The organism is Pseudomonas extremorientalis, assembly GCF_001870465.1.
In the GTDB taxonomy this organism is placed as follows: Bacteria; Pseudomonadota; Gammaproteobacteria; order Pseudomonadales; family Pseudomonadaceae; genus Aquipseudomonas; species Aquipseudomonas extremorientalis.
The window spans coordinates 18720-43943 of the sequence record NZ_MDGK01000003.1 but is presented as its reverse complement, the minus strand read 5'-3'; the positions used below and the strand labels follow the sequence as shown (position 1 = coordinate 43943).

At 63.4% G+C, this 25224-nt stretch carries 25 protein-coding genes; 10 read left to right on the top strand and 15 right to left on the bottom strand.

Going from position 1 to position 25224, the window contains the following annotated elements:
• Nucleotides 1–16 precede the first annotated feature (16 nt).
• Nucleotides 17–1159: a class C beta-lactamase gene (ampC, locus tag BFN10_RS00225; RefSeq protein WP_071487916.1), complete on the bottom strand. Its 1143-nt coding sequence runs from the start codon at nt 1157–1159 to the stop codon at nt 17–19.
• Between the two features lie 131 nt (nt 1160–1290).
• On the opposite strand from ampC, the gene BFN10_RS00220 reads away from it, so the two are divergent.
• Both BFN10_RS00220 and BFN10_RS00215 read left to right on the top strand, forming a co-directional pair.
• Nucleotides 1291–2169 (top strand): LysR family transcriptional regulator, encoded by an 879-nt coding sequence (locus BFN10_RS00220; protein WP_071487915.1) that lies wholly within the window; start codon nt 1291–1293, stop codon nt 2167–2169.
• Nucleotides 2170–2245: 76 nt separating this feature from the next.
• Nucleotides 2246–3430, top strand: a complete 1185-nt coding sequence (locus BFN10_RS00215) for a DUF2252 family protein (protein ID WP_071487914.1) — start codon at nt 2246–2248, stop codon at nt 3428–3430.
• Between the two features lie 23 nt (nt 3431–3453).
• Here BFN10_RS00215 and yghX read toward each other — a convergent pair whose 3' ends face one another.
• Complete coding sequence (gene yghX, locus BFN10_RS00210) at nt 3454–4341, bottom strand: YghX family hydrolase (RefSeq protein ID WP_071487913.1); 888 nt, start codon at nt 4339–4341, stop codon at nt 3454–3456.
• A gap of 44 nt (nt 4342–4385) precedes the next feature.
• A complete protein-coding gene (locus tag BFN10_RS00205) occupies nt 4386–4880 on the bottom strand; it encodes a PaaI family thioesterase (protein ID WP_071487912.1) in 495 nt (164 codons plus the stop codon).
• A 121-nt stretch (nt 4881–5001) separates the two neighbouring features.
• Here BFN10_RS00205 and BFN10_RS00200 point away from each other — a divergent pair, with 121 nt between their 5' ends.
• Nucleotides 5002–5568, top strand: coding sequence for a YceI family protein (locus tag BFN10_RS00200; RefSeq protein ID WP_071487911.1), 567 nt, complete (start codon nt 5002–5004; stop codon nt 5566–5568).
• Here the strand turns inward: BFN10_RS00200 and BFN10_RS00195 are convergent.
• The gene (locus tag BFN10_RS00195) at nt 5565–6455 is read right to left on the bottom strand and encodes a DMT family transporter (protein WP_071487910.1); all 891 of its coding nucleotides are present in this window, start codon (nt 6453–6455) and stop codon (nt 5565–5567) included. The genes BFN10_RS00200 and BFN10_RS00195 overlap by 4 nt on opposite strands.
• A gap of 90 nt (nt 6456–6545) precedes the next feature.
• On the opposite strand from BFN10_RS00195, the gene BFN10_RS00190 reads away from it, so the two are divergent.
• Complete coding sequence (locus BFN10_RS00190) at nt 6546–7871, top strand: aminotransferase-like domain-containing protein (RefSeq protein ID WP_071487909.1); 1326 nt, start codon at nt 6546–6548, stop codon at nt 7869–7871.
• Nucleotides 7872–7899: 28 nt separating this feature from the next.
• On the opposite strand, the gene BFN10_RS00185 is transcribed toward BFN10_RS00190, so the two are convergent.
• Nucleotides 7900–8331 (bottom strand): nuclear transport factor 2 family protein, encoded by a 432-nt coding sequence (locus tag BFN10_RS00185; protein ID WP_058424070.1) that lies wholly within the window; start codon nt 8329–8331, stop codon nt 7900–7902.
• Nucleotides 8332–8578: 247 nt separating this feature from the next.
• On the opposite strand from BFN10_RS00185, the gene BFN10_RS00180 reads away from it, so the two are divergent.
• Nucleotides 8579–8797 (top strand): DUF6434 domain-containing protein, encoded by a 219-nt coding sequence (locus BFN10_RS00180; protein ID WP_071487908.1) that lies wholly within the window; start codon nt 8579–8581, stop codon nt 8795–8797.
• Complete coding sequence (locus BFN10_RS00175) at nt 8794–9264, top strand: RidA family protein (protein WP_071487907.1); 471 nt, start codon at nt 8794–8796, stop codon at nt 9262–9264. Before BFN10_RS00180 ends, BFN10_RS00175 begins: the two co-directional genes overlap by 4 nt.
• Nucleotides 9265–9323: 59 nt before the next feature.
• Here the strand turns inward: BFN10_RS00175 and BFN10_RS00170 are convergent, their stop codons facing one another.
• Both BFN10_RS00170 and BFN10_RS00165 read right to left on the bottom strand, forming a co-directional pair.
• A complete protein-coding gene (locus tag BFN10_RS00170; RefSeq protein WP_162276402.1) occupies nt 9324–11024 on the bottom strand; it encodes an amidase in 1701 nt (566 codons plus the stop codon).
• Between the two features lie 54 nt (nt 11025–11078).
• Nucleotides 11079–11867, bottom strand: coding sequence for a helix-turn-helix domain-containing protein (locus BFN10_RS00165; protein ID WP_071487905.1), 789 nt, complete (start codon nt 11865–11867; stop codon nt 11079–11081).
• 83 nt (nt 11868–11950) lie between these two features.
• On the opposite strand from BFN10_RS00165, the gene BFN10_RS00160 reads away from it, so the two are divergent.
• Nucleotides 11951–12271, top strand: a complete 321-nt coding sequence (locus tag BFN10_RS00160; RefSeq protein WP_071487904.1) for a DUF2834 domain-containing protein — start codon at nt 11951–11953, stop codon at nt 12269–12271.
• Between the two features lie 66 nt (nt 12272–12337).
• Here BFN10_RS00160 and BFN10_RS00155 read toward each other — a convergent pair whose 3' ends face one another.
• From BFN10_RS00155 to BFN10_RS00145, 3 genes are read right to left on the bottom strand one after another with little or no spacing between them, the layout of a single operon-like run.
• Nucleotides 12338–13261, bottom strand: coding sequence for a sugar ABC transporter substrate-binding protein (locus tag BFN10_RS00155; RefSeq protein WP_071487903.1), 924 nt, complete (start codon nt 13259–13261; stop codon nt 12338–12340).
• A 41-nt stretch (nt 13262–13302) separates the two neighbouring features.
• Nucleotides 13303–14436 carry a phytanoyl-CoA dioxygenase family protein gene (locus BFN10_RS00150; protein ID WP_071487902.1) on the bottom strand — a complete coding sequence of 378 codons (1134 nt, stop codon included), beginning with the start codon at nt 14434–14436 and terminating at the stop codon, nt 13303–13305.
• Nucleotides 14436–15272: an SDR family oxidoreductase gene (locus BFN10_RS00145; RefSeq protein ID WP_071487901.1), complete on the bottom strand. Its 837-nt coding sequence runs from the start codon at nt 15270–15272 to the stop codon at nt 14436–14438. Before BFN10_RS00145 ends, BFN10_RS00150 begins: the two co-directional genes overlap by 1 nt.
• A gap of 125 nt (nt 15273–15397) precedes the next feature.
• Between BFN10_RS00145 and BFN10_RS00140 the strand changes: the two genes are divergently transcribed.
• Both BFN10_RS00140 and iolG read left to right on the top strand, forming a co-directional pair.
• Nucleotides 15398–16423 (top strand): LacI family DNA-binding transcriptional regulator, encoded by a 1026-nt coding sequence (locus tag BFN10_RS00140; RefSeq protein ID WP_071487900.1) that lies wholly within the window; start codon nt 15398–15400, stop codon nt 16421–16423.
• A gap of 33 nt (nt 16424–16456) precedes the next feature.
• Nucleotides 16457–17467: an inositol 2-dehydrogenase gene (gene iolG / locus BFN10_RS00135; protein ID WP_071487899.1), complete on the top strand. Its 1011-nt coding sequence runs from the start codon at nt 16457–16459 to the stop codon at nt 17465–17467.
• On the opposite strand, the gene BFN10_RS00130 is transcribed toward iolG, so the two are convergent.
• The 3 genes from BFN10_RS00130 to BFN10_RS00120 all read right to left on the bottom strand — a co-directional run bounded on the left by BFN10_RS00130 (nt 17449) and on the right by BFN10_RS00120 (nt 21173).
• Nucleotides 17449–18624, bottom strand: coding sequence for a GGDEF domain-containing protein (locus tag BFN10_RS00130; RefSeq protein WP_071487898.1), 1176 nt, complete (start codon nt 18622–18624; stop codon nt 17449–17451). The genes iolG and BFN10_RS00130 overlap by 19 nt on opposite strands.
• A gap of 92 nt (nt 18625–18716) precedes the next feature.
• Nucleotides 18717–19841 (bottom strand): sensor histidine kinase, encoded by a 1125-nt coding sequence (locus tag BFN10_RS00125; RefSeq protein WP_071487897.1) that lies wholly within the window; start codon nt 19839–19841, stop codon nt 18717–18719.
• 120 nt (nt 19842–19961) lie between these two features.
• Nucleotides 19962–21173, bottom strand: coding sequence for an MFS transporter (locus BFN10_RS00120; RefSeq protein ID WP_071487896.1), 1212 nt, complete (start codon nt 21171–21173; stop codon nt 19962–19964).
• A 98-nt stretch (nt 21174–21271) separates the two neighbouring features.
• Between BFN10_RS00120 and BFN10_RS00115 the strand changes: the two genes are divergently transcribed.
• Nucleotides 21272–22093, top strand: coding sequence for an AraC family transcriptional regulator (locus BFN10_RS00115; RefSeq protein ID WP_071487895.1), 822 nt, complete (start codon nt 21272–21274; stop codon nt 22091–22093).
• Here BFN10_RS00115 and BFN10_RS00110 read toward each other — a convergent pair.
• Together BFN10_RS00110 and BFN10_RS00105 are read right to left on the bottom strand one after the other, a co-directional pair.
• Nucleotides 22050–24644 (bottom strand): bifunctional diguanylate cyclase/phosphodiesterase, encoded by a 2595-nt coding sequence (locus BFN10_RS00110; RefSeq protein WP_071487894.1) that lies wholly within the window; start codon nt 24642–24644, stop codon nt 22050–22052. The genes BFN10_RS00115 and BFN10_RS00110 overlap by 44 nt on opposite strands.
• 73 nt (nt 24645–24717) lie before the next feature.
• Nucleotides 24718–25224: a GAF domain-containing protein gene (locus tag BFN10_RS00105; RefSeq protein WP_071487893.1), complete on the bottom strand. Its 507-nt coding sequence runs from the start codon at nt 25222–25224 to the stop codon at nt 24718–24720.

Sequence of the window (25224 nt, the reverse complement as noted above, 5' to 3'; positions counted from 1 at the left end):
CTGCGGGGCGTGTGCATCAGTGGTCCAGCGCACTCAGGATCGCATGGGCCACTTTCACCCGTTCGGCATTCGGGTAGTTCTTGTTGGCCAGAATCACCACCCCCATGTCCTTGCTCGGCACATAGGCCACATAGGCACCGAACCCACGGGTCGAGCCGGTCTTGTTGTACAGCACGTTGGCCGGCTGCGCCTGGGCCGGGGCCAACCATTTCACCGTGTGCGGCTCCATGGCCATCGGTGTGGAGTTGCCCTCCATCAGCGCTTGCAGCGTGATCGGGTAGGGGTAGTACTCCCAGCCCAGGCCCTGGGTCATGCCGTTCACCGTGTAGTAACCGGTGTGGGTGGTGGCGATGGCCTGTTGCAGCGGTTTCTCCAGGGTTTGCGGGTGCATGTTCAGCATCACGTACTGCGCCAGATCCTGCGTGCTGGTCTTGATGCCATAGGCTTCGCTGTCCAGCGCGCCGGGGCCGACGCGCACGGGTTTCTGGTCCTTGTCGTAGCCTTGGGCGTAGGTAGGGATTTTGTCTGCCGGCACGCTGACATGGGTGTTCGTCAGGCCCAGCTTGGGCAGCAGGGTTTTCTCCATGGCGACGTTGAACGGCTGGCCCAGGCTTTGCGCACTGAGGTAGCCGAACAGGCCAATGCTGGGGTTGGAATACAGACGCTGTGCGCCTGGGGCGTAAGTGGGTTTCCAGTGCTGGAAATAATTGAGCATGGTGCCGGCACTGTCGGCGGCATCTGGAAACTGCAGCGGCAGGCCGCCAGGGGTGTAGGTGGCCAATTGCAGCAGGCTGATGCGGTCGAAGGCACTGCCCTTAAGCGCGGCCAAATACTGGCTGGCCATGTCCGACAGTTTCAGCTTGCCGCTTGCCGCAGCGTAGCCGCCGAGGGTGGCAGTGAAGGTCTTGCTCACCGAGCCGATCTCGAACAGCGTGTCTTCGGTCACGCGCTGTTGTTTGTCTTTGTTGGCGACGCCGTAGTTAAAGTATTGCACCTTGCCCTTGTTCACCACCGCCACCGACAGGCCGGCGATGCCTTGCTGCTGCATCAGGGGTTCGACGCTGCTGTCTACGACCTGGCGCAGGTCGGTGGCGGCCATGCAGGTGCCGGAGCTGATAAATAAGGCTGAAATCAGGAAATTTCTAACGTTGGAATTCATGGTTATTCGCTTCCATGTAAATGATGCACTGACGATCGGGGCCTGCGCAGGCGTGGCAAATCTAGTCAGGTTCGGTTCCTTCGACAAACGATGATATCTTGCAGCTGCCATTAGAAAATCTAGGGTAGGACATGCTGCGTTCCCATTTGCCCCTCAACGCCCTGCGCGCGTTCGAGGCGTCGGCCCGCCATTTGAGCTTTACCCGGGCGGCCATCGAGTTGTGTGTGACCCAGGCTGCGGTCAGCCATCAGGTGAAAAGCCTGGAGGCGCAACTGAATGTCACCTTGTTCAAACGCCTGCCACGAGGGCTGATGCTGACGCGCGAAGGTGAAACCCTGCTGCCGGTGTTGCGCGAGTCCTTCGACCGCATTGCTCACACCCTCGGCCAATTTGAAGGCGGGCATTACCGCGAGGTCCTCACCGTCGGTGCGGTCGGCACGTTCGCGGTCGGCTGGTTGCTGCCACGCCTGGCGGATTTTCAGCAGCGCTACCCGTTTATCGACCTGCGCCTGTCGACCCACAACAACCGTGTCGACGTGGCCGCCGAAGGCCTGGATTACGCCGTCCGTTTCGGTGCCGGCGCCTGGCACGGTACGGATGCCTGCGAACTGCTGGAGGCCCCGCTTACCGTACTCTGCATACCGCAACTGGCCGAACAGTTGCACGCACCGGCCGACCTCTTGAAACACACCTTGCTGCGGTCCTACCGCGCCGATGAGTGGAACCTGTGGTTCCAGGCTGCCGGTTTGCCCGCCGATACCCTGCTGCCGCGCAGCATTGTGTTCGATTCTTCGCTGGCGATGATGGAGGCGGCCTTGCAAGGCCTCGGCGTGGCCTTGGCGCCGGCGATGATGTTTGCGCGGCAACTGGAGAGCGATGTGATTCGCCAGCCGTTCGATGTCGGCATCACCACCGGCAGTTACTGGTTGACGCGCTTGCAGTCGCGGGCCGAGACGGCGGCGATGCTGGCGTTCAAAGGCTGGTTGCGGGACATGGCTGCGGAAGATTGAAACGCTTTTTTTGAAACATAATGAAACATTTGTCGAGGGCCAGCGCTCTACCGCAACACCTGCACTGAGTTTTTCCATGAAGATACCGCGCCCCTCCGCCCGCCTGCCGCACCTGACCCAACTACGTAACCTGAAAATGGCCCGCTCTGCCCACGCCTACGTGCGCGGCAGCACCGTGCAATTCTACGAATGGCTGCACAGCCAGAGCGGGCGCCGCTTGCCCCATGGCCCGGCGATCTGGATCTGCGGTGACTGCCACGCCGGCAACCTGGGGCCTACCGGCGATATCAAGGGGCGCATCGATATGCATATCCGCGACCTTGACCAGACGGTGATCGGCAACCCGGCCCACGACCTGGTGCGCCTGGCGCTGTCCCTGGCCACCGCCGCACGCGGCTCGGACCTGCCCGGCGTCACCACCGCGCGCATGCTCGAAGAAATGATGGTGGGCTACGAACAGGCGTTCAAAGACAAGCCTGACGAAGCGCCGCCGCGTCCGTCCCAGGTCAAGGCGGGCATGCGCAGCGCCGTGGCGCGCACCTGGAAGAACCTGGCGCGTGAACGCATCGAGAACGCTCGCCCGAGTATTCCGCTGGGCAAGCATTTCTGGTCGCTGTCGCGGGCCGAAAAGCACGCGCTGCAAACGCTCTGTGCCTCCGCGGACATCCATCAATTGGTGACGTCACTCAAAGGCCGCCCCAAGGACGCGAGGGTCGAGCTGCTGGATTCGGCCTATTGGGTCAAGGGCTGCAGCTCCCTGGGCCTGCAGCGTTATGCCGCCTTGCTCGGCGTGGGCGACAAGGACGACCAGGAATATTGCCTGATCGATATCAAGCAGGCCGTCGGCGCGGCGGCGCCCCGTGTGGCACGGGCGAAGATGCCCAGGGACAATGGCCGCCGGGTGGTTGAGGGGGCCCGTCAACTGTCACCGAGTTTGGGGGAGCGCATGGTGGCGACGCGGATGCTGGACAACGGTTTCTTCATCCGCGAACTGCTGCCCCAGGACATGAAGCTGGAATTGGACGAATTGAGCGAGATCGACGCCATGCACGCCGCCGGTTACCTGGCGCGGGTGGTGGGTGTCGCCCATGCCCGGCAGATGGACCGCGACACCCGCAAGGACTGGATGGCGGTGTTGCAGGAGAACCGTTCCAGACAGCTGGATGCGCCGTCGTGGCTGTGGACCAGCGTGGTGCAACTGGTGGGGAGCCATGAGCAGGGTTATCTCGACCATTGCCGGCGCTACGCACTGGAACATTGAGCCCATCCCTGTGCGCCCCGCGCTCAAACCAGGTATTTGCGGAACCAGCCCAGTGTGCGCTCCCACGCCAGGTTCGCCGCCGCTTCGTCATAACGCGGCGTCGAATCATTGTGGAAACCGTGGTTGGCCCCCTTGTAGATGTACGCCTCATAGGTGGTGCCGGCTGCTTTCAACGCCTTTTCATACGCCGGCCAGCCTTCATTGATCCGCGTGTCCAGCTCACCGTAATGCAGCATGATCGGCGCCTTGATGCGCGGTACGTCCTTGGCTTCCGGCTGGCGTCCATAGAACGATACGGCCGCGCCCAGCTCCGGGTAGGCCACGGCCGCCGCATTGGTCACGCCACCGCCATAACAGAAACCGGTGATGCCCACCTTGCCGGTGCTGCTGTCGTGGTGCATGAGCCATTCGATGGCGGCGAAGAAGTCGTTCATCAGCTTGGTTGGGTCGACTTTCTGTTGCAGTTCCACGCCTTTTTCGTCGTTACCGGGGTAGCCGCCCACCGAGGTCAGGCCATCCGGCGCCAGCGCGATAAAACCGGCCTTGGCCAGGCGCCGGGCGACGTCTTCGATGTAAGGGTTGAGGCCACGGTTTTCATGGACCACCACCACCGCCGGCAATTTGCCCGCCGCTTTGGCCGGGCGCACCAGATAACCGCGCACGCTGCCGTTGCCTTTGGGCGACGGGTAGGTGATGTAGTCGGCGACGATGTCCGGGTCGGTGAATTTCACCTGTTCGGCCAGGGCGTAGTTGGGGCTCAGGGCCGCGAGCAGGGCCGAGGCGGTGAGGCCGCCGAAGGTGAACAGGGCGGCGCGGTCGAGAAATTCGCGACGGTTGAGCTTGCCGTGGGCGTAGCCGTCGTAGAGTTCCAGCAGTTCGGGCGCAAAGTCTTTCGCGGTGAGACGAGTCATCGGTGCAGTCCTCGATTAGCGGTGGCCATCAATGTAGACCAGGATCAGCTGTCACGGCCATGGGCGGCGGCGGCCAGTTGGCCGGTGTCGACGCGCACGAAGATCGAGTCGCCTACGGCGGTCAGCACGTCACCGGCGTACACCTCGCAGATCACGCGGGTTTTGCGCCCCACGTCGCCCTCGACACGGGCGCGCAGCGTGAGGGTGACGCCCATGGGGGTCGGCTTGATGAATTTGATGCCCAGGTTGCCGGTCACGCAATCGATGCGCGGCAGGCTGCCGGGTTCGCGGTGTTCGGCGCGGTAGTGGTAGGCCATGGCGGTCCAGTTGGAATGGCAGTCCACCAGCATCGCGATCAGGCCACCGTAGACCAGGTCGGGCCAGCCGCTGTACCTGGCCTCGGGCAGGTGTTCGGCGACCAGGTGGACACCGTCCGCGTCCCAGCGGCTCTTGATATGCAGGCCATGGGGGTTGCTGCCGCCGCAGCCGTAGCAGATGCCTTCCGGCGCGGTGGTGTCCTGGAGCGAAGGGGCGTGCATGCAGCGTCCTTATTGTTGTGGGGCGACTACTCTGTTTAGCAGGACAAACGCCCGATGGGAATAAATCCCTGGTATGAAGTGTCAGCTCGATACTGTGTCCTTACCTGTTGCGGAGTGCTGTATGAAACCTCGAAAGTCCCCGGTCGCCGTCCTCGCCTTGATCCTTGCCTATGGCGCCGGCGCCCAGGCGGTGGAGTACAAGGACGTCAACCGCACCGCCAGCCAGATCAGCTTCACCTACAAGCAATTGGGGCAGCGGGTATACGGCACCTTCAGCGACTTCGAGGGCACCTTGACCTTCGATACGCAACAGCCGGAAGCCGGGCATGCCTTGCTCAGGATACAGCTCGCCAGCATCGACGCCGGCAGCCCGGACGCCAACGATGAGCTGCAACGCGCCTCCTGGTTCGATACCGCGACCTACCCGGTGGGCGTGTATGAATCCACCGGGGTCAAGGCGCTGGGGGGTAACCGCTACACGGTCAGCGGTAACCTGACAATCAAGGGCACCACGCGGCCGGTGGACGTCGACGTGGTGCTCAAGGAGCAGGGCGGCATTGGTGTGTTCGACGGCGAGTTCATCCTCAGGCGTGGCGACTTCAAGATCGGCGAGGGCGAGTGGGCCGGCAACAGCGTGGTGTCCAATGACATCAACATCAAGTTCAAGATGGTCGCGCCGCAGCGTTAACGGGCGAACTTCTTCGCGCCAGCCACACAGCCGATCACCGCGACGGTGACCAGCACCATGCCCAGGCTGACCTGCTCATGCAACAGGCCCGCCGCCAGCGCCAGGCCGAAGAAGGGTTGCAGCAATTGCAACTGGCCGACGGCGGCGATCCCGCCTTGGGCCAAGCCGCGATACCAGAACACAAAGCCGATCAGCATGCTGAACAACGCCACATAGCCCAGGCTGAGCCAGGCGGGCAGCGTGATGTCGCTGAAGCTCGTGGGCGCCAGTATCAGGCTCAGTGGCACCACCACCGGTATCGAGACCACCAACGCCCAGCAGATCACCTGCCAGCCGCCGAGGCTGCGTGACAGCTTGGCGCCTTCGGCATAGCCCAAGCCGCAGACCAGCACCGCCAGCAGCATCAGCAGGTCGCCGGTCGGCGCGGCGCTCAAACCCTGGGCGAAGGCATAGCCCACCACCAGCACACTGCCCAGGATCGAAAACAGCCAGAACACCGGGCGCGGACGCTCGCCGCCGCGCAGCACGCCAAACACTGCGGTGGCCAATGGCAGCAAGCCGATGAACACGATGGAGTGGGCCGAGGTCACGTATTGCAACGCCAGGGCGGTGAGCAGCGGGAAGCCGATCACCACGCCCAGGGCGACAATCGCCAGGGGCATCCACTGCTGGCGGGCGGGGCGTTTTTCCTTGAACAGCCACAGCAGCAGCACGCCCAGCAGGGCGGCGATGGCCGCGCGGATCATGGTGAGGAATACCGGGTCGAACTCCATCACGGCCAGGCGCGTGGCGGGCAAGGAGCCACTGAAGATCACCACGCCGATAAAGCCGTTGATCCAGCCTTGGGCGCTGGTATTCAAGGTGTCGAGAGAGGAGGTGCGTTCCATGATCAGGCGTCCGGACAAGGAGGGGTTGCGTTGCGGTCATCCTAGGGGTGAGGATTGAGACAATCAAAAAATTGTCATGGATACAGCGCAATGCCCCGCGCCCGCTACAAGTCGTTGGTCGATACCTTCGCCCAAGCCATCCGCAGTGGAACCATGCCTCCCGGGACACGCCTGCCGACCCACCGGCAACTGGCCGCCGAGCATGGCCTCGCGCTGGTCACCGCCAGCCGGGTGTATGCGGAGCTTGAGGGGATGGGACTGGTCAGCGGTGAAGCCGGGCGTGGCACCTTCGTGCGCGAAATCTCGCTGCCGCCGGGGCAGGGCAGCGGGCAGATGACGGTGGCGCCGGGCATGCTCGACCTGAACTTCAACTACCCCTCGTTGCCGGGCCAGGCGGATATGTTGCGCACGGCGTTGCGCCAGTTGGCGCTCTCCGGTGACCTCGAAGCCCTGTTGCGTTACCAGCCCCATGCGGGCCGCTTGCATGAGCGCGCAGCGTTTGCGCGGCATTTGCTCAGTCGAGGGTTGAGGGTGGACGCCGAGCAGGTGCTGCTGGTCAGCGGCGCCCAGCACGGCCTGGCGGTGACGATGATGGCCTTGCTCAAGCCTGGCGATGTGATCGCCGTGGATGCCTTGACCTATTCGGGGTTCAAGGTGCTGGCCGAGACCCTGCACCTGGAAATCGTCGCGATCCCGGTCACCCCGCTGGGGCCGGACCTGGATGCGCTGCACAAGCTGTGTCGCAAGCGCCCGGTGCGCGCGGTGTACAGCATGCCAACCCTGCACAATCCATTGGGCTGGGTGATGGACATGGCCCGGCGCGAACAACTGGTGTCGATCGCCCGTCAGCACAATCTGATGATCATCGAAGACGCGGCCTACGCGTTCCTGGCCGAAGACGCGCCGCCGCCGCTGGCGACATTGGCACCGGAGCGCACGGTGTATGTGGGCGGGCTGTCGAAAAGTGTCGCGACCGGGTTACGTGTCGGGTTCGTCGCAGCGCCAATGGAATGGGTAAAACCACTGGAGCGCACCCTCATGGCCACCACCTGGAACGTGCCGGGCGTGATGAGCGCCATTGCGGTGGCCTGGCTTGAAGATGGCACGGTGGCGCAACTGGAAGCACAGAAGCGCCAGGATGCCCAGGCGCGGCAGACCTTGGCGGCGCAGGTGCTGAAGGGGCTGGCCTATGTGAGCCATCCGTCCTCGTATTTCCTGTGGTTGCCCCTCGGGGAAGAGGCGCGGGCCGATCAGGTGGCCATGAGCTTGCAGCGCGAGGGCATTTCCGTGTCCACCGCCGAGCCGTTTGCCGTTTCGGCCCATGTGCCGCACGCACTGCGTCTGGCCTTGGGCTCGGTGGCGCTGCCAGCGCTGCGCGAAGCGCTGTTGACGGTGCGCAAGGGGGTGGCGTGGTGAGCCGGTTTCAGCGGCTCACCGCTGGGCATCAGTACTTGTAGGCCTGACGTCCGATCAGCAGCCATTTGCCTTTTTGCTTCTGCCAGACCTGGAAGTTGTCGATATCGGTGGGCACTTCAACGCCACTGTTCACCGCCAGGGCATGGAAGTGGTTGCGCACCAGTGCGGTGTCGCCTTGCAGGGTGATGGTCTGGTTTTGCATTTCCAGGGTCTTGAACGCGCTGGTGTGGGTTTCCAGGTCAGCAATGAATTGGTCTTTGTTCTGCACCTTGCCGCTGGAGTGGCCGTAGGTGAGCTTGTCGGAGGTCAGCGCGTGAAGCTGCTTGAGGTCCAGGTGCAGCATGGCCTGGGTCAGTTGGTCGACCGCTTGGGCCACGTCCTTTTCGGCTGGGGCAGGCGCTGCGGCGACATAGCCGCTGAACAGGCACAGAAAACCGATCAACACTTTGACGTTTTGCATGGATGTTTCCTTATTGTTGTTGGGGGCTGGCACGACGGGTTGAGTCGTCGTACAACCATGCAATATTTCGGATGGGGAAGGAAAGTGAAATTTTGAAATATCCTGAAAAGCTTCGGTTTTATGGCGTTATAAATAGATCTTGTGCTTATGTGATGTCCTAAGACATCAAGCAATGCACGCCTTGCTTCCTGCACGGGTAGCACATCGCTATGCTAGCGCCGAAACCCCACGGCGCCCGAGAGACAACATGGATTTTGACTGGCACAGCGACCCCATCACCCGCACTACCCCCGTCACCCCACACTACAAGAACACTCAGAACGTTCGCCGCTTCATGCTTGAGCACTGCGGCCCGGGGTTCAAGTTCGACCGGCCGTTCATGGCCTGGATTCGCAACGATAGGCCCAAGACCCTGGGCGACATGGTGGATGAGTGGCAACGTCGCAACGAGGAAACACGCCCATGACCCGCGACGAAAAATACCAGGCCGCCCAATTGCGTATCGGCTATCAGTTGAATGAGTTCAAGATCGGCGGCAACTACACGCCGCTGGTCCGCGATGGCAACCACCTGTATATCAGCGGCCAGATCCCGCGTGTCGGCGATGCCATCGTGCTGCCGGGCAAGGTTGGTGACAGCCTGACTCTGGCCCAGGCGCAAGTCGCCGCTGGCATCAGCGCGTTGCGCTGCCTGGGGTTACTCCAGCAAGCCCTGGGTTCGCTGGACCAGATCAAGGCCATCCCGCGCATCACCGTGTACGTGCGCAGTGCCGAGGATTTTGATCAGCAGAGTGAAGTGGCCAACGGCGCGTCGGACCTGTTGCACGAGGTTCTCGGTAGCGCCGGGGTGCATACGCGGACGTCGATCGGCGTGATGCAGCTGCCGAAGTCGGCGGCGGTGGAGATCGACATGATTGCGCTGGCGCACGGCTGAGCGAGCGATGATTACCCACGGCACGGCAATCCTGTTGATTGCCGTGCCCCTGCCTTGAGTTAGAGTGCCGGCGTACGCGGCGGCACCAGGCGCTTGCTGCCGGTCGACTCATACGCCGACGCAAACCGCAGCAACGCCGAGTCATCATAGGCGCGCCCGGCAAACGTCAGCCCCACCGGCATGCCGATATCGGCCATCACGCCCATGGGCACGGTGACGGTCGGCACGCCCAGGTGGCGGATGGCAAGGTTGCCGTTGGCCACCCAGACACCGTTGCTCCAGGCGATGTCGGCAGAGGCTTCGTTCACATCGGCGTCAGCCGGGCCTACGTCGGCCACGGTGGGGAACAGCACGGCGTCGAGGCCAAGCTTGTCCATCCAGTCTTCCAGGTCGATCCGGCGCGTCTGTTCCAGGCCGCGCAGGCCATCGGGGACGGTGCTGATCCGGTCCCACGGGGTGATGCCACGCTGGGCCATGCGCACGTACTCATCCATGCCGGCGGCCAGGTCGTCTTCGCGGTTGGGCAGGGTGCCCGGGTCGTGGGGGAAGATCTTCGGCCCGTCCACATCCGCCAGACGGTTGAGCGCTGGATCGTCGTTGGCGCGCAGGAAATCATCGAAGGCCCAGGCCGATAGTTCCCACAGTTCATCGTGCAGGAATTCCTTGGACACCAGCCCACGGGTAAACACGGTGGGCGCGCCGGGGCGGTCGCCTTCGCAGTTGGACACCAGCGGGAAATCCACGTCGATCACTTCAGCGCCGGCCGCCACCAAGGCTTGGCGGGCGTCGTTCCACAGGTCGATAACGCTGGCGCGGGTGTTGATCTTCTGCCCGGTGGGGCCGCCGATGCCGGGTTTCTCGCTGGTGCCGGCGTCGGGGTCGGCATTGATGTACATGCGCGGTACGCCAAAGCGCTTGCCTGCGAGGGAGGCCGCGCTCACGGCCAGGTCAGCGTAAGACGCCGGGCGCACCGAGGCGACGCTCGGGATCGGCACCCAGGGCTGCAGGCGCCACAGGTCGCCACGGGTGTCCGGGTCTTCGGCCACCACCACATCGAGCACTTCCAGCAGGTCGGCCATGGTGCGTGCGTAGGGCACCACCACGTCCATGGTGGGTGTGAGCGGCCAGTTGCCGCGCACCGAAATCACCCCCCTGGACGGCGTGTAGGCGCACAGGCCGTTGTTGGACGCCGGACCGCGCCCGCTGGACCAGGTTTCTTCGGCCAGGCCAAAGGCCGAGAAACTGGCTGCCGTCGCCGTGCCGGCACCGTTGGACGAGCCGGAAGCAAACGGTGCCGTCAGGTAGTTGGCGTTGTACGGGCTTTCCGCCCGACCATAGACGCCACGCTGCATGCCGCCATTGGCCATCGGCGGCATATTGGTCTTGCCCAGACAGATAGCGCCGCCGGCGCGCAGGCGCTCGATGGTGAACGCATCGCGTTGGGCCACCAGGTCGGCAAACGCCGGGCTGCCGGAGGCCGCCGTCAGGCCCTTGACCAAGTAGCTGTCCTTGGCGGTGTAGGGAATGCCATCCAAAGGCCCCAGGGTTTCGCCTTTGGCCCGGCGCGCATCGGACGCCTCGGCTTCTTCGAGCGCCCGGGGGTTGCGCACCACCACGGCGTTCAAGGCCGTGGCGGTCTGCGGACCGTCATAGGCCTCGATCCGCGCCAGGTAGGCTTCTACCAGTTCAACGGCCGTGGTCTGGCCGGATTCAAGTGCCGCGCGCAATTGGGCAATGGAGACTTCGGTAACTTGCATCAGGTTTTTTTCGCCGCCTTCAGGTGGGGGTATGGCGGCAGTCTACGTACAGATATTTCACAAAACCAGCGCGGCATAACTCGCATAGGCCGCGCGCATCACCTGCCAAGTGGCGTCGTCGGCAGGAATCAGATGTTCGATGCGCAGGGAGGAGAGGGTGATGTCCTGAGGCATGCCGAAGGTGGTGAAGGTGGAGAGAAAACTCAGTTCGCCCCGGCTTGAGCGGATGCGCGTCAGCACCAGCGGTGGCATGTCGGCGGGCAGCTCGGTGCTGGCCGGTGTCGGTAAACGCGCCAGCAGGGCGGCCAGTTCAGGATTGCCCAACGCCTCACGGGTGGCGCGTTGCCAGGCGAGGGTGCGGACCTCGTTGGCGTTGATCAGGTGATCGCCCAGGCCGCCCGACTGCAGCAGCGTGGTCAGCAGGTTCAAGCCCTCGGCTGAATCGGACGGGATGCCAGCCAGTTCAAACAGCACGGCGGTGCTGGCATTCGCTGCCAGCACCTGCCACTGGCTGTCCAGCAGGATGGCCGGCGCGGGGTTGTTGGCGTGCAGCACATGGCTGACCGCTTCGCGGATCGCGGCCATCGCCGGTGAGGCCAGTGGCGTGGCGCTGTAGCGCGGGGCGTAGCCAGCGGCGAGGAACACGCGGTTGCGCTGGTCCAGCGGCGCTTCCAGTGCCGTCAGCAGGTTGTGCAAGGTACCCGGGCTCGGCTTGGCGCGTCCGGTTTCGAGGCAACTGAGGTGGCGCTGGGAAACACCGGTGATCAGGGCCAGGTCGAGCTGGCTGAGCCGCGCTTGCCGGCGCAAGTGGCGCAGGTGTTCGCCGGCGGTGGCAGGGGTGTCCATGGCGGGATCATGACCTCCGAGGTCATTGCGAGGGGCCGAACCTTATCACTAACGTGGGCCTTCATCACCCCAAGGAAGAACCCATGAAAAGATCCCGTGTTGCGCTGGTCGGTTTGCTGCTGTTTTCGTCATACACCCTGTTCACGCTGCTGACGGCCGAGCAGTCGCTGCTGGCGTTCGGGCGCGAATTGATGTCGCGACCGGACACCGCGCAAGTGGTGATCGACCTGTACCTGATGGCGCTGCTGGCGGGCGTGTGGATGTACCGGGATGCGCGGCGGCGCGGGCGGTCGGTGGCTTCGCTGGTGCCGTATTTTGTGCTGACGGCGGTGTTTGTGTCGGTGGGGCCGTTGCTTTATCTGGTGGTGAATGGGCTTGAACCGTTCAGCGAGAAGACCGGTTGACGCAAACTCCCTTTGGTGAGAGGGCTTGTTGTGGCAAGCCCGCTCGCCACAACAGGTTCGTTCGGCTCAAGGGTTGAGGAAGGCCTGGTAGTTGTCCTTGGTGATCTGCTGATAAGGAATGGTCAGCTCAGCAGTGTACGGCTCCTTCTTCACCATCTTCACCGCCAGGTCGATCGAGCCCACGGCCTGGCCCTTGTTGTCCTGATACACCGTCACCAGCAACTGGCCTTTCTTCACCGCATCCAGCCCGGCAGCCCCACCGTCGCTGCCCGCCACCAGGATGTCCTTGCCCGGCTGCATGCCCGCCTGGCTGATCGCCATGGCCGCGCCGATCGCCATCTCATCCGCGTTTGCCGCCACCGCATCGATTTTGCGCCCGGACACGATCCAGTTGTTCATCAGGTCAATCGCTTTGCTGCGCTGCCACTCCGCGCTCTGTTCCTCGACGATCTTGATGTCGGGATACTCCTTGAGCACGGTCTTCACCCCCAGCGTCCGATTATGCGTGGCGTTGTTGGACAGAAGCCCGAGCATGATCGCCAGGTTGCCCTTGCCACCCATCTTTTGCGCCAGGTAACGCATCTGAATTTCACCGGCCTTGACCTCGTCCGAGCCCACATACCCCACGCCCGGTGGCAACTGCTGAGCATCCGGGCGGCGGTTGACGTACACCAGCGGCGTCTTGGCTTGCTGGGCGTTGGCGGTCATTTTTTGCGTGGCGGCAGTGTCCACCGGGTTGACGATAATCGCGTCCATGCCCTGGGCGGTGAAGTTCTGCACCTGGTTGAGCTGGCGCACCACGTCGCCCTGGGCGTCTTCGAATTGCAGGGTCACGCCGGGCAGTTGCTTGGCGTGGGCGGCCATGTAGTCACGCATCTGCGCGAGGAAGACGTCGTCGACCTGGGCGATGCTCACGCCGATGCGTATATCGGCCAGCGCCCAGGGGCTTATCGCCAGGGTCAGGAGTGCCGCAAGGATTTGCTTCTTCATGATGGTGCTCCGTTGTTTTTGTTGTTGTTGAAACAGAGGGTTCACGCCTGGCGCTTGGTCCGCAGTTGCTCCACGGCAGCGGCAAACGCCGGGAATGGCCAGCGTTCGTCGAGGGCTTGCTGCATCAGTTGCTGCCCGGTTTGCGGGGCCAGGCCCTTCAAGGGCGGGTCGGTGTCGAGGTTGGTGGGGAAGGAATAGCCGTCGGCGGTGCAGGCGATCACCGCCGCCAAGGCCTGGGCATCCAGTGCGGTGTTGTCCAGCAAGGCCGGGTACACCGCCAGCATCATGCGGTCGCGGTCGAGGGCTTCCATGGGCTTGCCGAACGCCGAGGAAATCTGCAACAGGTTGGCCATGCGTTGGCGGTCGGCTGTGCGGTTGGTGCCGGCGGCATGGAACAGCGCCGGGTTGAAGAACAGCAGGTCGCCCTTGTTCAGCGGCAGTTGCACGGCGTGCTGCTGGAAATAGTCGATAAACTCCGGACGCCGCCACGCCAGGTAACCCAGGGCGTATTGCTGGGAAAACGGCAGCAACTGGGTCGGGCCGGTTTCCAGCGGCATGTCCGAGTGCGCCACCGCGCCTTGCAACGTCAGGTACTGGGACAGCAGGTGCAGGGGCAGGGGAAAGCGCTCCACTACATCATTGGTCTGAAAGCCCAGGTGGTAATCGCGGTGCGGTTGCTGGGCCTGGCCACCGGGATGCACCACGTTGACCTGCGCCGTGACCTGATAGCTCGGCCCCAGCCACGCCTCGGCAATCAACCCCAACAGCGGGTTGGCGTAGTACTCCACAAACGACGCCGGCGACTGCAGCGCGGCTTTCTGCAATGAATTCCAGATGCGCCCGTTGCTGCCGGCCTTGGCGAAGTGATCGGCCGCCACGCCCTGCGCCGCCTCATGGGCAAAGATCGCCTCGAACACCTGGCTGTGGCGGTCGACCACTTCCAGGTCTTCATAGGCCCGGCGCACCACCATCACCCCGGGCCCCTCGCGGAACAGGTGGTGCAGTTCATTCATCACCGCCAGGCGGTCGCTGTTGCGCAGGGTGTGGGCCTGATAGATCGGCACATTGCTCTGCACTTGAGCGCAGAGAGGGTAATCCTCTCGGCTCACGCGTTGCGCACAGAGGTCATTGAAATCCACCAGGCGCACGGCCTGTTCCGTCACGAACGCCGACATCACACACCTCCCAGCGCCTGATTCGGTTGCGGGCTGCCGCCGTCGGTACAGCCGACCACGCCTTGCTCCAGGTCGATCACCGAGCCGGTCATCATTCCCGACTCGCTGGACAGCAGGAAGGCCACGCTGCGCGCCACTTCTTCAGGCTTGAGCAGGCGCCCGAACGGCTGTGCGCGCTCGGCCTTTTCCAGCCAGCCATCCTGGGCACCGTGGTACTGGCGCTGGATGTCATCTTCGTGGGGCGTGTCCATCCAGCCGATGTTCAGGCCATTGACTCGGATGCGATTGCGCAGGGCACTGAACGCCACATTTTTGGTGAGGATCGCCAGCGCGCCCTTGGACGCGGCATAGGCACTCAGGAACGATTGCCCGCCGTGCCCGGTGACGCTCTGGATATTCACCACCGCGCCTTCCACGCCGTTGCTGACCATCAGCTTCAGCGCCTCCTGCATCAGGAAAAACGGCGCCCGCACATTCACCGCCATCAGCCGATCAAACAGCTCGGGCGAGGTGTCCAGGATGGTGCCGCGATCCGACATCCCGGCGCAGTTGACCAGCCCATGCAAGGTGCCGAAGTGGGTACGCGCCGCATCGATGATCGCGCGGCAATCCTCGACCTGCTCCAGGTCCGCCTCGACAAAAAACGCCGGGCAATCCAGCTGGGCCAACTGCCGCACCTGCTCCTCGCCCTGGGCGCGTCTTCGCCCGCAGATGATCAGCCCGGCGGCGCCACGTTGCGCCAGGGTACGGGCGACCGCCGCGCCCAGGCCCTGGGTGCTGCCGGTGACGACAAAGTATTGGCCGCTGAACGACGTGGCGAGATCGGTGTTAGGCATGCAGTTCTCCAGGCATTTTTGTTGTTGTGCATCGCCCGGCTCGACGCCGGACAAAACTGAGACTAGCATTGCAAAACCTCAGTAATACCCAAAAAACACCTCAAAAACACCTCATGCGAGGCCCCATGCTCGAACGCGCCAAACACTTCTCCATCAAGCAACTGGCGACGCAGGCCGGCGTCAGCAAAGCTACGGTCGACCGCGTCCTGCATCAGCGTGGCAGCGTGCATGCCCAGACCCGGCGGCGTATCGAGCAGGCGCTGGAGGAGTTGGAGTCCCAGGAAAAAAACGGCCTGGCGGTAGGGCGCACGTTCCACGTCGACGTGATCATGCACACGCCCAAGCGCTTCAGTAGCGCGGTGCAGACGGCGATTACCGCACAACTGGGCAGCCTGGCGCCGTTCCGCATTGCCCCGCGCTTTCACCTGTTCGAAGAGATCGAACCCCAGGCCATGCACGACCAACTGCTGCGCTGCCTGGATACCGGCAGCCAGGGCGTGGTGCTCAAGGCCGCCGATGAGCCGGCGGTGAACCTGGCGGTCAAGGAACTGATCGCGGCGGGGATTCCGGTGGTGACCCTGGTTACGGATTTGCCGCAAAGCGAGCGCATCGGCTATGTCGGCATGGACAACCGCACCGCCGGCCAGACCGCTGCCTACCTGATGTCGCGCTGGCTGCCGACGCAGCCCCAGGACGTGGCGGTGGTGATTGGCAGCGAACTGTTCCGTGGCGAAGAAGAACGCGAGATGGGCTTTCGTGCCTGGCTGCGTGGGCGTGCCGCGCACCTGCGAGTGCTGGACGTGAGCGGCGGCTTTGGGGTGTACGACCGCACCTTCGAGCGGGTGACCCAGGCGCTGCAACAGCATCCCGAGCTCAAGGCGGTGTACAGCGTCGGCGGCGGCAACCGCGCGATTGTCGACGCGTTCGCGGCCCTGGATCGGCCACTGGAGGTGTTTATCGGTCACGACCTTGACGAAGAAAACCGCCAATTGCTGCGCGAAGAAAAGGTCGCGGCGATCATCGATCACAACCTGCAGATCGATGCCCGCCACGTGTTCCTGCACATCCTGCACTACCACCGGCTATGGAAGGCCGGGCCGATTGCACCGTCCCAGGTGCAGATCGTCACGCCGTTCAACCTGCCGGACTGAATCTCCCTCAATAACAACATCAGGAGTTCGACCATGCTGAGAATCGCCGTCCTGGGTGCCGGGCGCATCGCCAGGATCCACGCCGCCAATGTCGCCGCCCATCCCAATGCCACGCTGGTGCTGGTGGCCGACCCCTGGCGCGAAGGGGTCGATGCCTTGAGTACCCAACTGGGGTGTGAGGCGGCCTACGATTGCGCCGCGGTGCTTACGCGTAATGACATCGACGCCGTGGTGATCGGTACGCCCACCGACACCCATATCGACCTGTTGCTGGCGGCGGTCGCCGCAGGCAAGGCGGTGCTTTGCGAAAAACCCATCGACCTCGATATCGTCAAGGCCCGTAGCGCCGCCCAAGCCGTGGAGCGCCAGGGCGGCCGCGTGATGCTCGGCTTCAACCGGCGCTTCGACCCAGACATGCTGCGCCTGCGCGCAGCCCTCGACGCCGGGCAGATCGGCGCGGTGCGCCAAGTCATCATCACCAGCCGCGACCCCGGCCTGGCCCCGCGTGACTACCTGGCCCACTCCGGTGGCATCCTGCGCGACATGACCATCCACGACTTCGACACCGCCCGCCACCTGCTCGGCGAAGAACCGGTGGAAGTCAGCGCCATCGCCAGCCGCCTGGTCGACCCGAGCCTGGCCGAGATCGACGACTACGACAGCGTGATGGTGCTGCTGCGCACCGCCTCCGGCAAGCAATGCCATATCAATTGCTGCCGCCAGGCGGTGTACGGCTACGACCAGCGCGTCGAAGTCTCCGGCGTCACCGGCGTGCTGCTCACCGACAACCACCGCCCCAGCACCTTGCGCCACTGGAGTGCCGAGCACACCGAGGCGCTTGAGCCGTTGCAGCACTTTTTCCTGGAGCGCTATGCGGATGCGTATCGCAATGAGTTGATGCAGTTCATCGACGCGTTGAACAACGGCACAGCATTGCCCACCGGCGTGCGGGACGGGTTGTATGCGTTGCATTTGGCGGAGTGTGCGTTGGAGTCGGTGAGGACTGGGAGTAGTGTGACGGTGAGTTACGACCTTGCGCCATAGGGGCTGGCGCCCGTGCGGTCGACGAGGCGAATGCTATCGCGCCCACCGCGCTTGGTTTCATACAGCGTGGTATCGCCTTGCTCGATCAGTGCCGTCAAACTCGGCGGCGGCTGGTCGAACAGGTTCGCGCCGATGCTCAGGGTCACCGGGGCAGGTGTGGTGAAGCTCTGTGCGGACAGTTGCTGGAACTGGTCGCGCAGGCTGCTGCCCAGTTCGACAATCTGTTCGGTGGACGCCGGGTTCAGCAGGATCACGAATTCATCCCCGCCCAGGCGGGCGGCCAGTGCGCCTCGGGGCACCACGCTGCGGATCATCTCGCTGAGGGCGATCAGCAGGCGGTCGCCGGCGCTGTGGCCGTGGAGGTCGTTGACCGATTTGAAGTTGTCGATGTCGATCAGCAGCAGGGCGCCCGGTTGTGCGGGGGATACCTGGGCGAGCAGACGTGGTGCGCGCAGGTCGAGGGCACGGCGGTTGTAGAGGGCGGTGAGCGGGTCGCGCGCGGCGAGGCGGGCGATCTGCTGCTCGCGGCGATAGCGTTCGGAGCCGGTCATCGACAGTGCGATGAGCATGATCGCCATGGCGCCTTCCACCAGGGAGATCTGGATGATCTCGCCCTTGAAGGCGGCGAGGTCGATCAAGGTGCCGGGTATCAGCACCGACAAGGCCTTGGCCACATAGAACGCGCCATGGATCAGCAGCACATAACGCAACTGCACCGCGCCGATACTCAGGGACTTGCCGTGGGGGCGCAGCAAGAAGCTGGCGCGCAGGGTCGGCAGCGCCACCAACAGGGACTGCACCGCCAGCATGGCTTTGGACCATGATGGATCGGCCGGCAACATCAGCATGCCCAGCCAGACCAGCAGCATCAGCAACCACACGGGCGACAGCCGCGTTTGGGTGAACCGCGCCACACCCAGTAAAAACAGGAAGTGCGCGGTCACCAGCAGGCCGTTGGCGAACCAGATGCCGATCATCAGCAAGCCATTGAGCCGCAGCAGGGCGAGGGTGGAGCCGACGGTGATCGTCGCGAAACCGGCGCTCCAGCACAGCAGCGAAGGTTCGCGCACACTGCGCCATTCAACGGCCAGATACAGGGCGGCAGCGGCTGCCAGGGCAACAGTGAGTGCCAAAATGGTAGGAGGGTCGAGCGTCATGTGCTGCCAGGTTTGCGTTGAAAACCGCGATTGTAAGCGTTCGCGCGGCCTTTTCGGAGCCTTACTGGCGAACGGCTATCAACGTGTGCCTGTCACCGTACCGGGACCGTCACGCGGAATACTGTGCCGGATGCCGGATCTGACTCAACCTGGATCTCGCCGTGATGGGCCGTCACGATTTCCGAGGCGATAAACAAGCCAAGCCCCAAGCCTTCCGCCGGGCTGGGCTCGGTCGCCGAACGTTGGGAAAAGCGCCCCATGGGATTGAAGATAAACGGCAGCACTTCGGCCGGAATCGGATTGCCGTGGTTGTGCACGGTAAAGAGCACCGTTTCTGCCGCAGCCGACAATCGCACCGTGATCGGCGACTGCACAGCGCCGTGTTGCACGGCGTTGCTAATGATGTTGGAAAACACCTGCTCCATGCGCGGGCCATCGAACGCACCCGTGGCCGGGCTTTGGGCTTCGAACAGGATGTCGGCGTGCGGGTGAAAGGCGCGTATTTCTTCAACGATACGTTCGCACAGCGGTGCCAGGTCGATGGGTGTGCGCTTGACCGGGATGCCCGGGCCCATCTGGCTGCGCGTCAAATCCAGCAGGTCGCCGACGATCTGGCTGGCGCGTCGGACACTGGTGTAGATCTGCGTGGCCACGCGAGTGCCGCGCTTGTCCAGGGTGGGCGAGCATCTGAGCATATCGGCCCCCAGCAGAATCGCGCCCAGGGGCGTGCGCAGGTCATGGCCAAGTATGCCCAGGAACACATTGCGTGAGGCTTCGACCGCGCGCGAGTAACTGGCGATGGACTCCGCCAATGCCTGGTCGATGGCTTCATGAAAGCGGTTCATGTCGTCGATTTCCAGCGTCGTGCCGTGCTTGACCTGGTTGAGCCACTGGCTGAGCACGCTGGTGCGCAACGCGCGGTATTCGGAGACCATCTGGTCGATGGAGAAGCCGGCCATCAGCCGGGTCATCGCATGGGTTTCAGCCGGGGTTTCCTCTTCACTCTGCGGGGCCATGCCCTGGGCCTTGGCGATTTGCTCCTGGACGGTCTGGGTGGTGCGCAGGTCAAGCACGATGGCGCGCAACATCTGCTCGGCGTGGTCACGCAGGCCAACACGATCAAGGTCGGCGCCGGGAGTCTTGAGCGTATCGGCAAAGTCTTCCCAGGCCTGCAGGATCGGTTCGAGGTTCGCAAGAATGAAGTCGGGCAGGCGCATGTGGGGAGTCCTTGTGGAGGCGGCGAGCAGAAACCCACGGGAAGCTGCCAAACAAGGATTTAAGCACGGATTGGCCTGGCGCAGGCGTGCTTGCCTGCGCCAAGCGGGTAACGGGCGTGGTCAGGCGCCTTTGGTCGAGGGCAGCAACAGGGTCAGGATGCCCACCAGCGGCAGGAACGAGCACAGTTTGTAGACATACTCGATGCCGTGGGTGTCCGCCAGCAAACCGAGCAGCGCCGCGCCAATCCCGCTGAAGCCGAACATCAGGCCGAAGAAGATCCCGGCGATCATGCCCACATTGCCGGGCACCAGTTCCTGGGCATACACCACGATGGCCGAGAAGGCCGATGCGATGATGAACCCGATCACCACGCTGAGTACCGCCGTCCAGAACAGGTCGACGTAGGGCAGGGCCAGGGTGAACGGTGCCGCGCCGAGGATCGAGAACCAGATGACTTTCTTGCGGCCGATCTTGTCGCCGATCGGCCCGCCGGCGAAGGTGCCGACGGCCACGGCGCCGAGGAACAGGAACAAATACATCTGCGAGCTTGCGACCGACAGCTGGAATTTCTCGATCAGGTAGAAGGTGAAGTAGCTGGTCAGGCTGGTCATGTACCAGTACTTGGAGAACACCAGTACGGCCAGCACCACCAGGGCAAAGGTCACGCGGCCTTTGGACAGGCCATGGGTGGCTTTGCCGCCTTGCTTGAGCTTGAACAGGTTGAGGTGGTGACGGTACCAGCGGCTCAAGCCATACAGCACCAGGATGGCAAACACCGCAAACAGCCCGAACCAGGCGATATGGCCCTGGCCGTAGGGGATGATGATCGCCGCTGCGAGCAGAGGGCCCAAGGCGCTGCCGGTGTTGCCGCCGACCTGGAAGGTCGACTGCGCCAGGCCGTAGCGCCCGCCGGAGGCCAGGCGCGCGACGCGGGAGGTTTCCGGGTGGAAGGTCGACGAGCCCACGCCCACCAGGCCCGCCGCCAGCAGGATCGCCGGGAAGCTGCCGACAAACGCCAGCATCAGGATGCCGACCAGGGTGCACACCATGCCCGCCGGCAGCAGCCAGGGTTTGGGGTGGCGGTCGGTGTGATAGCCGATCCAGGGTTGCAGCAGGGAGGCGGTCAACTGGAAGGTGAGAGTGATCAGCCCGACCTGGGTAAATGTCAGGCCGTAGTTGGCCTTGAGCATCGGGTAGATCGATGGCAGCACAGCCTGGATCAGGTCATTGATCAAGTGGGCCAGGGCGCAGGCACCGAGGATGCGCATGACCAACGGGCTGGCCTGGGGTGCAGTGGTTGCAGCGGCGGGTGACGCGGTAAGGGTCGACATGCAGGCATTCCATACAAGGCAGCTAATCAGAGGCGGTCACTTCTTAAGGTGGCCATCCATTACAAAATGATTCGGCGTTCATGCTAGATTTGTCAGTAATGCCTGTCTCGCGCAATTGGGGCGGCAACTGTCGCAAAAAGGGCGAAATGATCAAACCTCTGAACGAATTTCTCCAGGAAATCAACGAAGGCGCCTGGGCTGTCATCAGTTCCGCCACCGATTACCCGGAGAACTGGGTGATCCCCGACCACAGCCACGAGAAGCATCAACTGCTCTACGCCATCGAAGGCGTGATGGTGGTGTACTCGGCGCTGAACCAGTGGACCGTGCCGCCCAACCGTGGCATCTGGATGCCCGCCGGGCACGTGCATTCACTGCGTTGCGTGGGCACCCTGAAAATGCGCAGCGTGTTTGTGCGCCCGGATCGCTTCCCGAACATGCCCGGCGAGCCGAAAACCGTGAGTATCTCGCCGTTGCTGAGCGAGCTGATCAAGGCGTCCGTGAGCCTGAAGCCGCCGTACGCCGAAGACTCGCGGGATGCGCGGATCATGCACCTGATCCTCGATGAACTGGCGATCCTGCCGGCGTTACCGCTGTCCTTGCCGCAGCCCGTCGACCCTCGGCTGCAACGCATCTGCCTGGCGCTGCAGGAAGAGCCGGGCGATGCCTCCACCGTGGCGGACTGGAGCGAGCGCCTGCACCTGGACCAGAAAACCATCCAGCGCCTGTTTCGCAAGGAAACCGGCATGACCTTCGGCCAATGGCGCCAGCAGGCACGTTTGCTGCTGGCGCTGGAGCGCATTGCAGTGGGCGAGAAGGTGATCGATATCGCCATGGAGCTGGGTTATGACAGCCCGAGTGCGTTCACCAGCATGTTCAGGAAACAGTTTGGCAAGACGCCGAGTCAGTTTTTCCGCTAGTGCCGAGCAGCCCGTTGAACGTGTCGATATCCAGCGGCCGACTGAGGTAGTAGCCCTGGCCTTCGTCGCAGGACACCGCCCGGAGCATCTCCAGGTGCCCGGAGGTCTCGATACCCTCGGCGGTCACCGTCAATGCCAGGGCACGCCCCAGGCCGACGATGGCCTGAATGATCGCCTTGTCATCCTCACTGTCTTCCAGGCGGCTGAGGAAGCTGCGGTCGATCTTCAACCCGTCGAAGGGGAAGGCCCGAAGGTAGCTCAACGAGGAATACCCGGTGCCGAAGTCATCCATGGCAATACGTATGCCCAGGCGTTTGAGGGTGTGCATTACCGCCAGTGCGCCCGCCGCGTCTTCGAGCATCACGCTTTCGGTGATTTCCAGTTCCACTCGCGCCGGATCGATCCCCGAGGTCGTGAGGGCGTTGCGAATGCGCTCTACCAGGTCGCCACGCTTGAACTCCGTGGACGACAGGTTCACCGACACAAACAGTGCTTCGGGCCACTGGGCGGCGCAGGCGCAGGCGGTTTGCAGTACCCAGTCGCTCAGCGACAGGATCAGCCCGGACTCTTCGGCAATCGGTATGAAGGTGTCGGGTGGAATCAGCCCGCGCTGTGGGTGCTGCCAGCGCACCAGCGCTTCGGCGCCGACCATCCGCCCATCGGCAATGCGATAGCGTGGTTGGAAGTGCAGGCGCAGTTCATTGTGCTTGATTGCAAAACGCAGGTCGCTTTCCAGGCGGCGACGCTCGATGATCCGTGCATTCATCTCCCCTGAGTAAAACCGCCAGGTGTTGCGGCCAGCAGCCTTGGCTTCGTATAGCGCGATATCGGCATAACGCAGCAGTTCGGCGGCTTCGCTGGCATCGTCGGGGGCCAGCACGATGCCGATACTCGCGCTGACGAACACTTCCTGCTCACCGATCCTGACCGCCTGTTCAACGGACTCGATCAAGCGCAGGCACAAGGACTCGACATCGTCCTGGGTACCCGCATTCGTGAGGATCATCACAAACTCATCGCCACCCACCCGGGCCACCAGGTCGCCGTGGCGCACGCAATCGGCCAGGCGGGTCGACACTTCGTTGAGCACGTGGTCGCCTGCGGCGTGCCCGAGCAGGTCGTTGACCGGTTTGAAGCGGTCCAGGTCCAGGCTGAGCATGACCAAAGGCTGCCCCGACGCAGGCAGTGTCTTGAGCTTGTCGTCGAGGAACGCTTGCAGGCGCGTTCGGTTGGCCAGCCCGGTGAGTGCGTCGTGCTGAGACAGGAATTCAATGCGCCGCCGTGCTTCGACTTCCTCGGTCACGTCGGTGGCGGTTCCGCGGAAACCGCCACAGGGCATTTGCCTTGCCGCAAGCCGTGTGGTGCGTTCCTGGCCGTGGGCGTCGACGTAGCGGCATTGCACGCTGAGGTCCGCGGTACGGCTGGGCGTGTTCAGCCATTGCGAAAGCGCGCCGGCTTCCGTGTCCAGGAGCTCGTTGATGGCGGCGCCGATCCAGGTATGACGGGCCAGGCCGGTTACGTTCTCGAAGCGCTCCGACAAGTACGTGAAACGCCAGCCGGCGTCGATTTCCCAGACCCAATCGGAGCTGGCTTCCACCACATCGCGAAAGCGCGCTTCACTGGTAGTCAGGGCATTCTGGCTGTCTAGCAGCGACGCATGGCTGGCATCCAAGGCGAGGGCAGCGGCACTGGCGCGACGCAGGATCACCCAGGTCATCAGGCATACCAGCAATGCGGCCAGGCCCAGCAGCGGCAAGCCAACACCCATCAACCGCACACCTGGGCGCGCCGGCTGCCAATGCAGGCTGCCGGCAGCACCGTTTTCGCCCAGGGGGACCAGCAAGGTATTGCCGACCTCATCGGTGCTGGCGATATGCAGTTGATTCACCCCGAAATCATTGCCGATCAGGGCCAGGTGGGCGCTGTCGAGAATGTCGACAAACACCAGTACCGACGCAGGGCGCCCATCCACCTTCACCGTGGGGTCGGTGCCGGGCGTGATGGCGGCTGCGGCCACCAGTGCCGGGCTGCCGCGCACGTTGATGAAGGCGGTGACCGGCGTTTCCTGTTCGGCTCCGGCACGAGCCTGCTCGAGGACCTGGGTGATGGGCTGGGCGAGCCAGTCGCTAAGGTCAATGGGTTGCAGCTCGCCTTCGACTACGGCGTATACCGTGCGGTTGGCGTCGTTGACCACAAACAGCCCCTGGAAGCCGAAATCCTGGAACAGTGTGGCGCCGACGTTGCCGCGACCGTAGGCCCAATCGGTGTCCACCTTCAGGTGCAAGTGCTTGTAGGCGTCGCTCCAGAAGGCGTAGTCCTTGACGGTCACCCGCAGCGATTTTTCCAGGGACTGCACGGCTTTACGCGTGTAAAACGCGTTTTCCTCTTGCTCGGCGTGGTCCAGGTCATGGGCCAGGTAGATCAGCGAGTAGGCTGCTGCTGCAAATACCAGGACCAACAGGGCCGTGAAATTGAACAGTGAGGTCCGTGTCAGCGACAGGCTGGTGCGGTTGGAGAACGTTCGGGTGATCGGGACGAGAGTGTTCGGCATTGTTTCCCGCAGGGCAGCGCTGCAAGTCAGGGGTATCTCTGGTTATCGGCGGCGCTGCTGGAAAACTGAACGCTCAGGTATCGCTGGTCGTCAGGTTGGCGAAAAAAATGCAGCCGATCAGCCGAGCAAACAGGCTGAGGGTTTCCGGCAGGTTGGGATCTTCGAACAACATTGCCCGCGAATCCAGTGCACACAGCGCGCCGAACAGACGGCCGTCGGGCAGGAAGATCGGTGCACCGGCATAGCTCTCGATGGCGAATTGCTTGACCACCGGACGTGCGGCGAAGCGGCCGCTCTGGCTGATCTGCGGGATGAACAGGGTCTGTGGGTTGATACAGAACTCGCTGCACAATGTTGTTTCCAGCTCAAGCACGTCATCGACATGAATGCCCATGTCGACGGTGTCATGCACGGAGCAGACCACCCATTCCAGGTCGGTGAATTTGGCGATGCCGGCGAAGCGCATGCCGGTCAGGCGGGTAACCAGTTGCAGGATGCTGGTGGTGGCTTCTATTTCGGCAATGGCGGCGCGTTCATCTGCGCTGAGCAACGACTGTGGTGCGGTGACGCTTGGAACCAT

Excerpts from the sequence above, each read along its gene's own strand:
- ampC (WP_071487916.1), bottom strand. The coding sequence starts at position 1,159 with ATGAATTCCAACGTTAGAAATTTCCTGATTTCAGCCTTATTTATCAGC.
- BFN10_RS00220 (WP_071487915.1), top strand. The coding sequence starts at position 1,291 with ATGCTGCGTTCCCATTTGCCCCTCAACGCCCTGCGCGCGTTCGAGGCG.
- BFN10_RS00215 (WP_071487914.1), top strand. The coding sequence starts at position 2,246 with ATGAAGATACCGCGCCCCTCCGCCCGCCTGCCGCACCTGACCCAACTA.
- yghX (WP_071487913.1), bottom strand. The coding sequence starts at position 4,341 with ATGACTCGTCTCACCGCGAAAGACTTTGCGCCCGAACTGCTGGAACTC.
- BFN10_RS00205 (WP_071487912.1), bottom strand. The coding sequence starts at position 4,880 with ATGCACGCCCCTTCGCTCCAGGACACCACCGCGCCGGAAGGCATCTGC.
- BFN10_RS00200 (WP_071487911.1), top strand. The coding sequence starts at position 5,002 with ATGAAACCTCGAAAGTCCCCGGTCGCCGTCCTCGCCTTGATCCTTGCC.
- BFN10_RS00195 (WP_071487910.1), bottom strand. The coding sequence starts at position 6,455 with ATGGAACGCACCTCCTCTCTCGACACCTTGAATACCAGCGCCCAAGGC.
- BFN10_RS00190 (WP_071487909.1), top strand. The coding sequence starts at position 6,546 with ATGCCCCGCGCCCGCTACAAGTCGTTGGTCGATACCTTCGCCCAAGCC.
- BFN10_RS00185 (WP_058424070.1), bottom strand. The coding sequence starts at position 8,331 with ATGCAAAACGTCAAAGTGTTGATCGGTTTTCTGTGCCTGTTCAGCGGC.
- BFN10_RS00180 (WP_071487908.1), top strand. The coding sequence starts at position 8,579 with ATGGATTTTGACTGGCACAGCGACCCCATCACCCGCACTACCCCCGTC.
- BFN10_RS00175 (WP_071487907.1), top strand. The coding sequence starts at position 8,794 with ATGACCCGCGACGAAAAATACCAGGCCGCCCAATTGCGTATCGGCTAT.
- BFN10_RS00165 (WP_071487905.1), bottom strand. The coding sequence starts at position 11,867 with ATGGACACCCCTGCCACCGCCGGCGAACACCTGCGCCACTTGCGCCGG.
- BFN10_RS00160 (WP_071487904.1), top strand. The coding sequence starts at position 11,951 with ATGAAAAGATCCCGTGTTGCGCTGGTCGGTTTGCTGCTGTTTTCGTCA.
- BFN10_RS00155 (WP_071487903.1), bottom strand. The coding sequence starts at position 13,261 with ATGAAGAAGCAAATCCTTGCGGCACTCCTGACCCTGGCGATAAGCCCC.
- BFN10_RS00150 (WP_071487902.1), bottom strand. The coding sequence starts at position 14,436 with ATGTCGGCGTTCGTGACGGAACAGGCCGTGCGCCTGGTGGATTTCAAT.
- BFN10_RS00145 (WP_071487901.1), bottom strand. The coding sequence starts at position 15,272 with ATGCCTAACACCGATCTCGCCACGTCGTTCAGCGGCCAATACTTTGTC.
- BFN10_RS00140 (WP_071487900.1), top strand. The coding sequence starts at position 15,398 with ATGCTCGAACGCGCCAAACACTTCTCCATCAAGCAACTGGCGACGCAG.
- iolG (WP_071487899.1), top strand. The coding sequence starts at position 16,457 with ATGCTGAGAATCGCCGTCCTGGGTGCCGGGCGCATCGCCAGGATCCAC.
- BFN10_RS00130 (WP_071487898.1), bottom strand. The coding sequence starts at position 18,624 with ATGACGCTCGACCCTCCTACCATTTTGGCACTCACTGTTGCCCTGGCA.
- BFN10_RS00125 (WP_071487897.1), bottom strand. The coding sequence starts at position 19,841 with ATGCGCCTGCCCGACTTCATTCTTGCGAACCTCGAACCGATCCTGCAG.
- BFN10_RS00120 (WP_071487896.1), bottom strand. The coding sequence starts at position 21,173 with ATGTCGACCCTTACCGCGTCACCCGCCGCTGCAACCACTGCACCCCAG.
- BFN10_RS00115 (WP_071487895.1), top strand. The coding sequence starts at position 21,272 with ATGCCTGTCTCGCGCAATTGGGGCGGCAACTGTCGCAAAAAGGGCGAA.
- BFN10_RS00110 (WP_071487894.1), bottom strand. The coding sequence starts at position 24,644 with ATGCCGAACACTCTCGTCCCGATCACCCGAACGTTCTCCAACCGCACC.
- BFN10_RS00105 (WP_071487893.1), bottom strand. The coding sequence starts at position 25,224 with ATGGTTCCAAGCGTCACCGCACCACAGTCGTTGCTCAGCGCAGATGAA.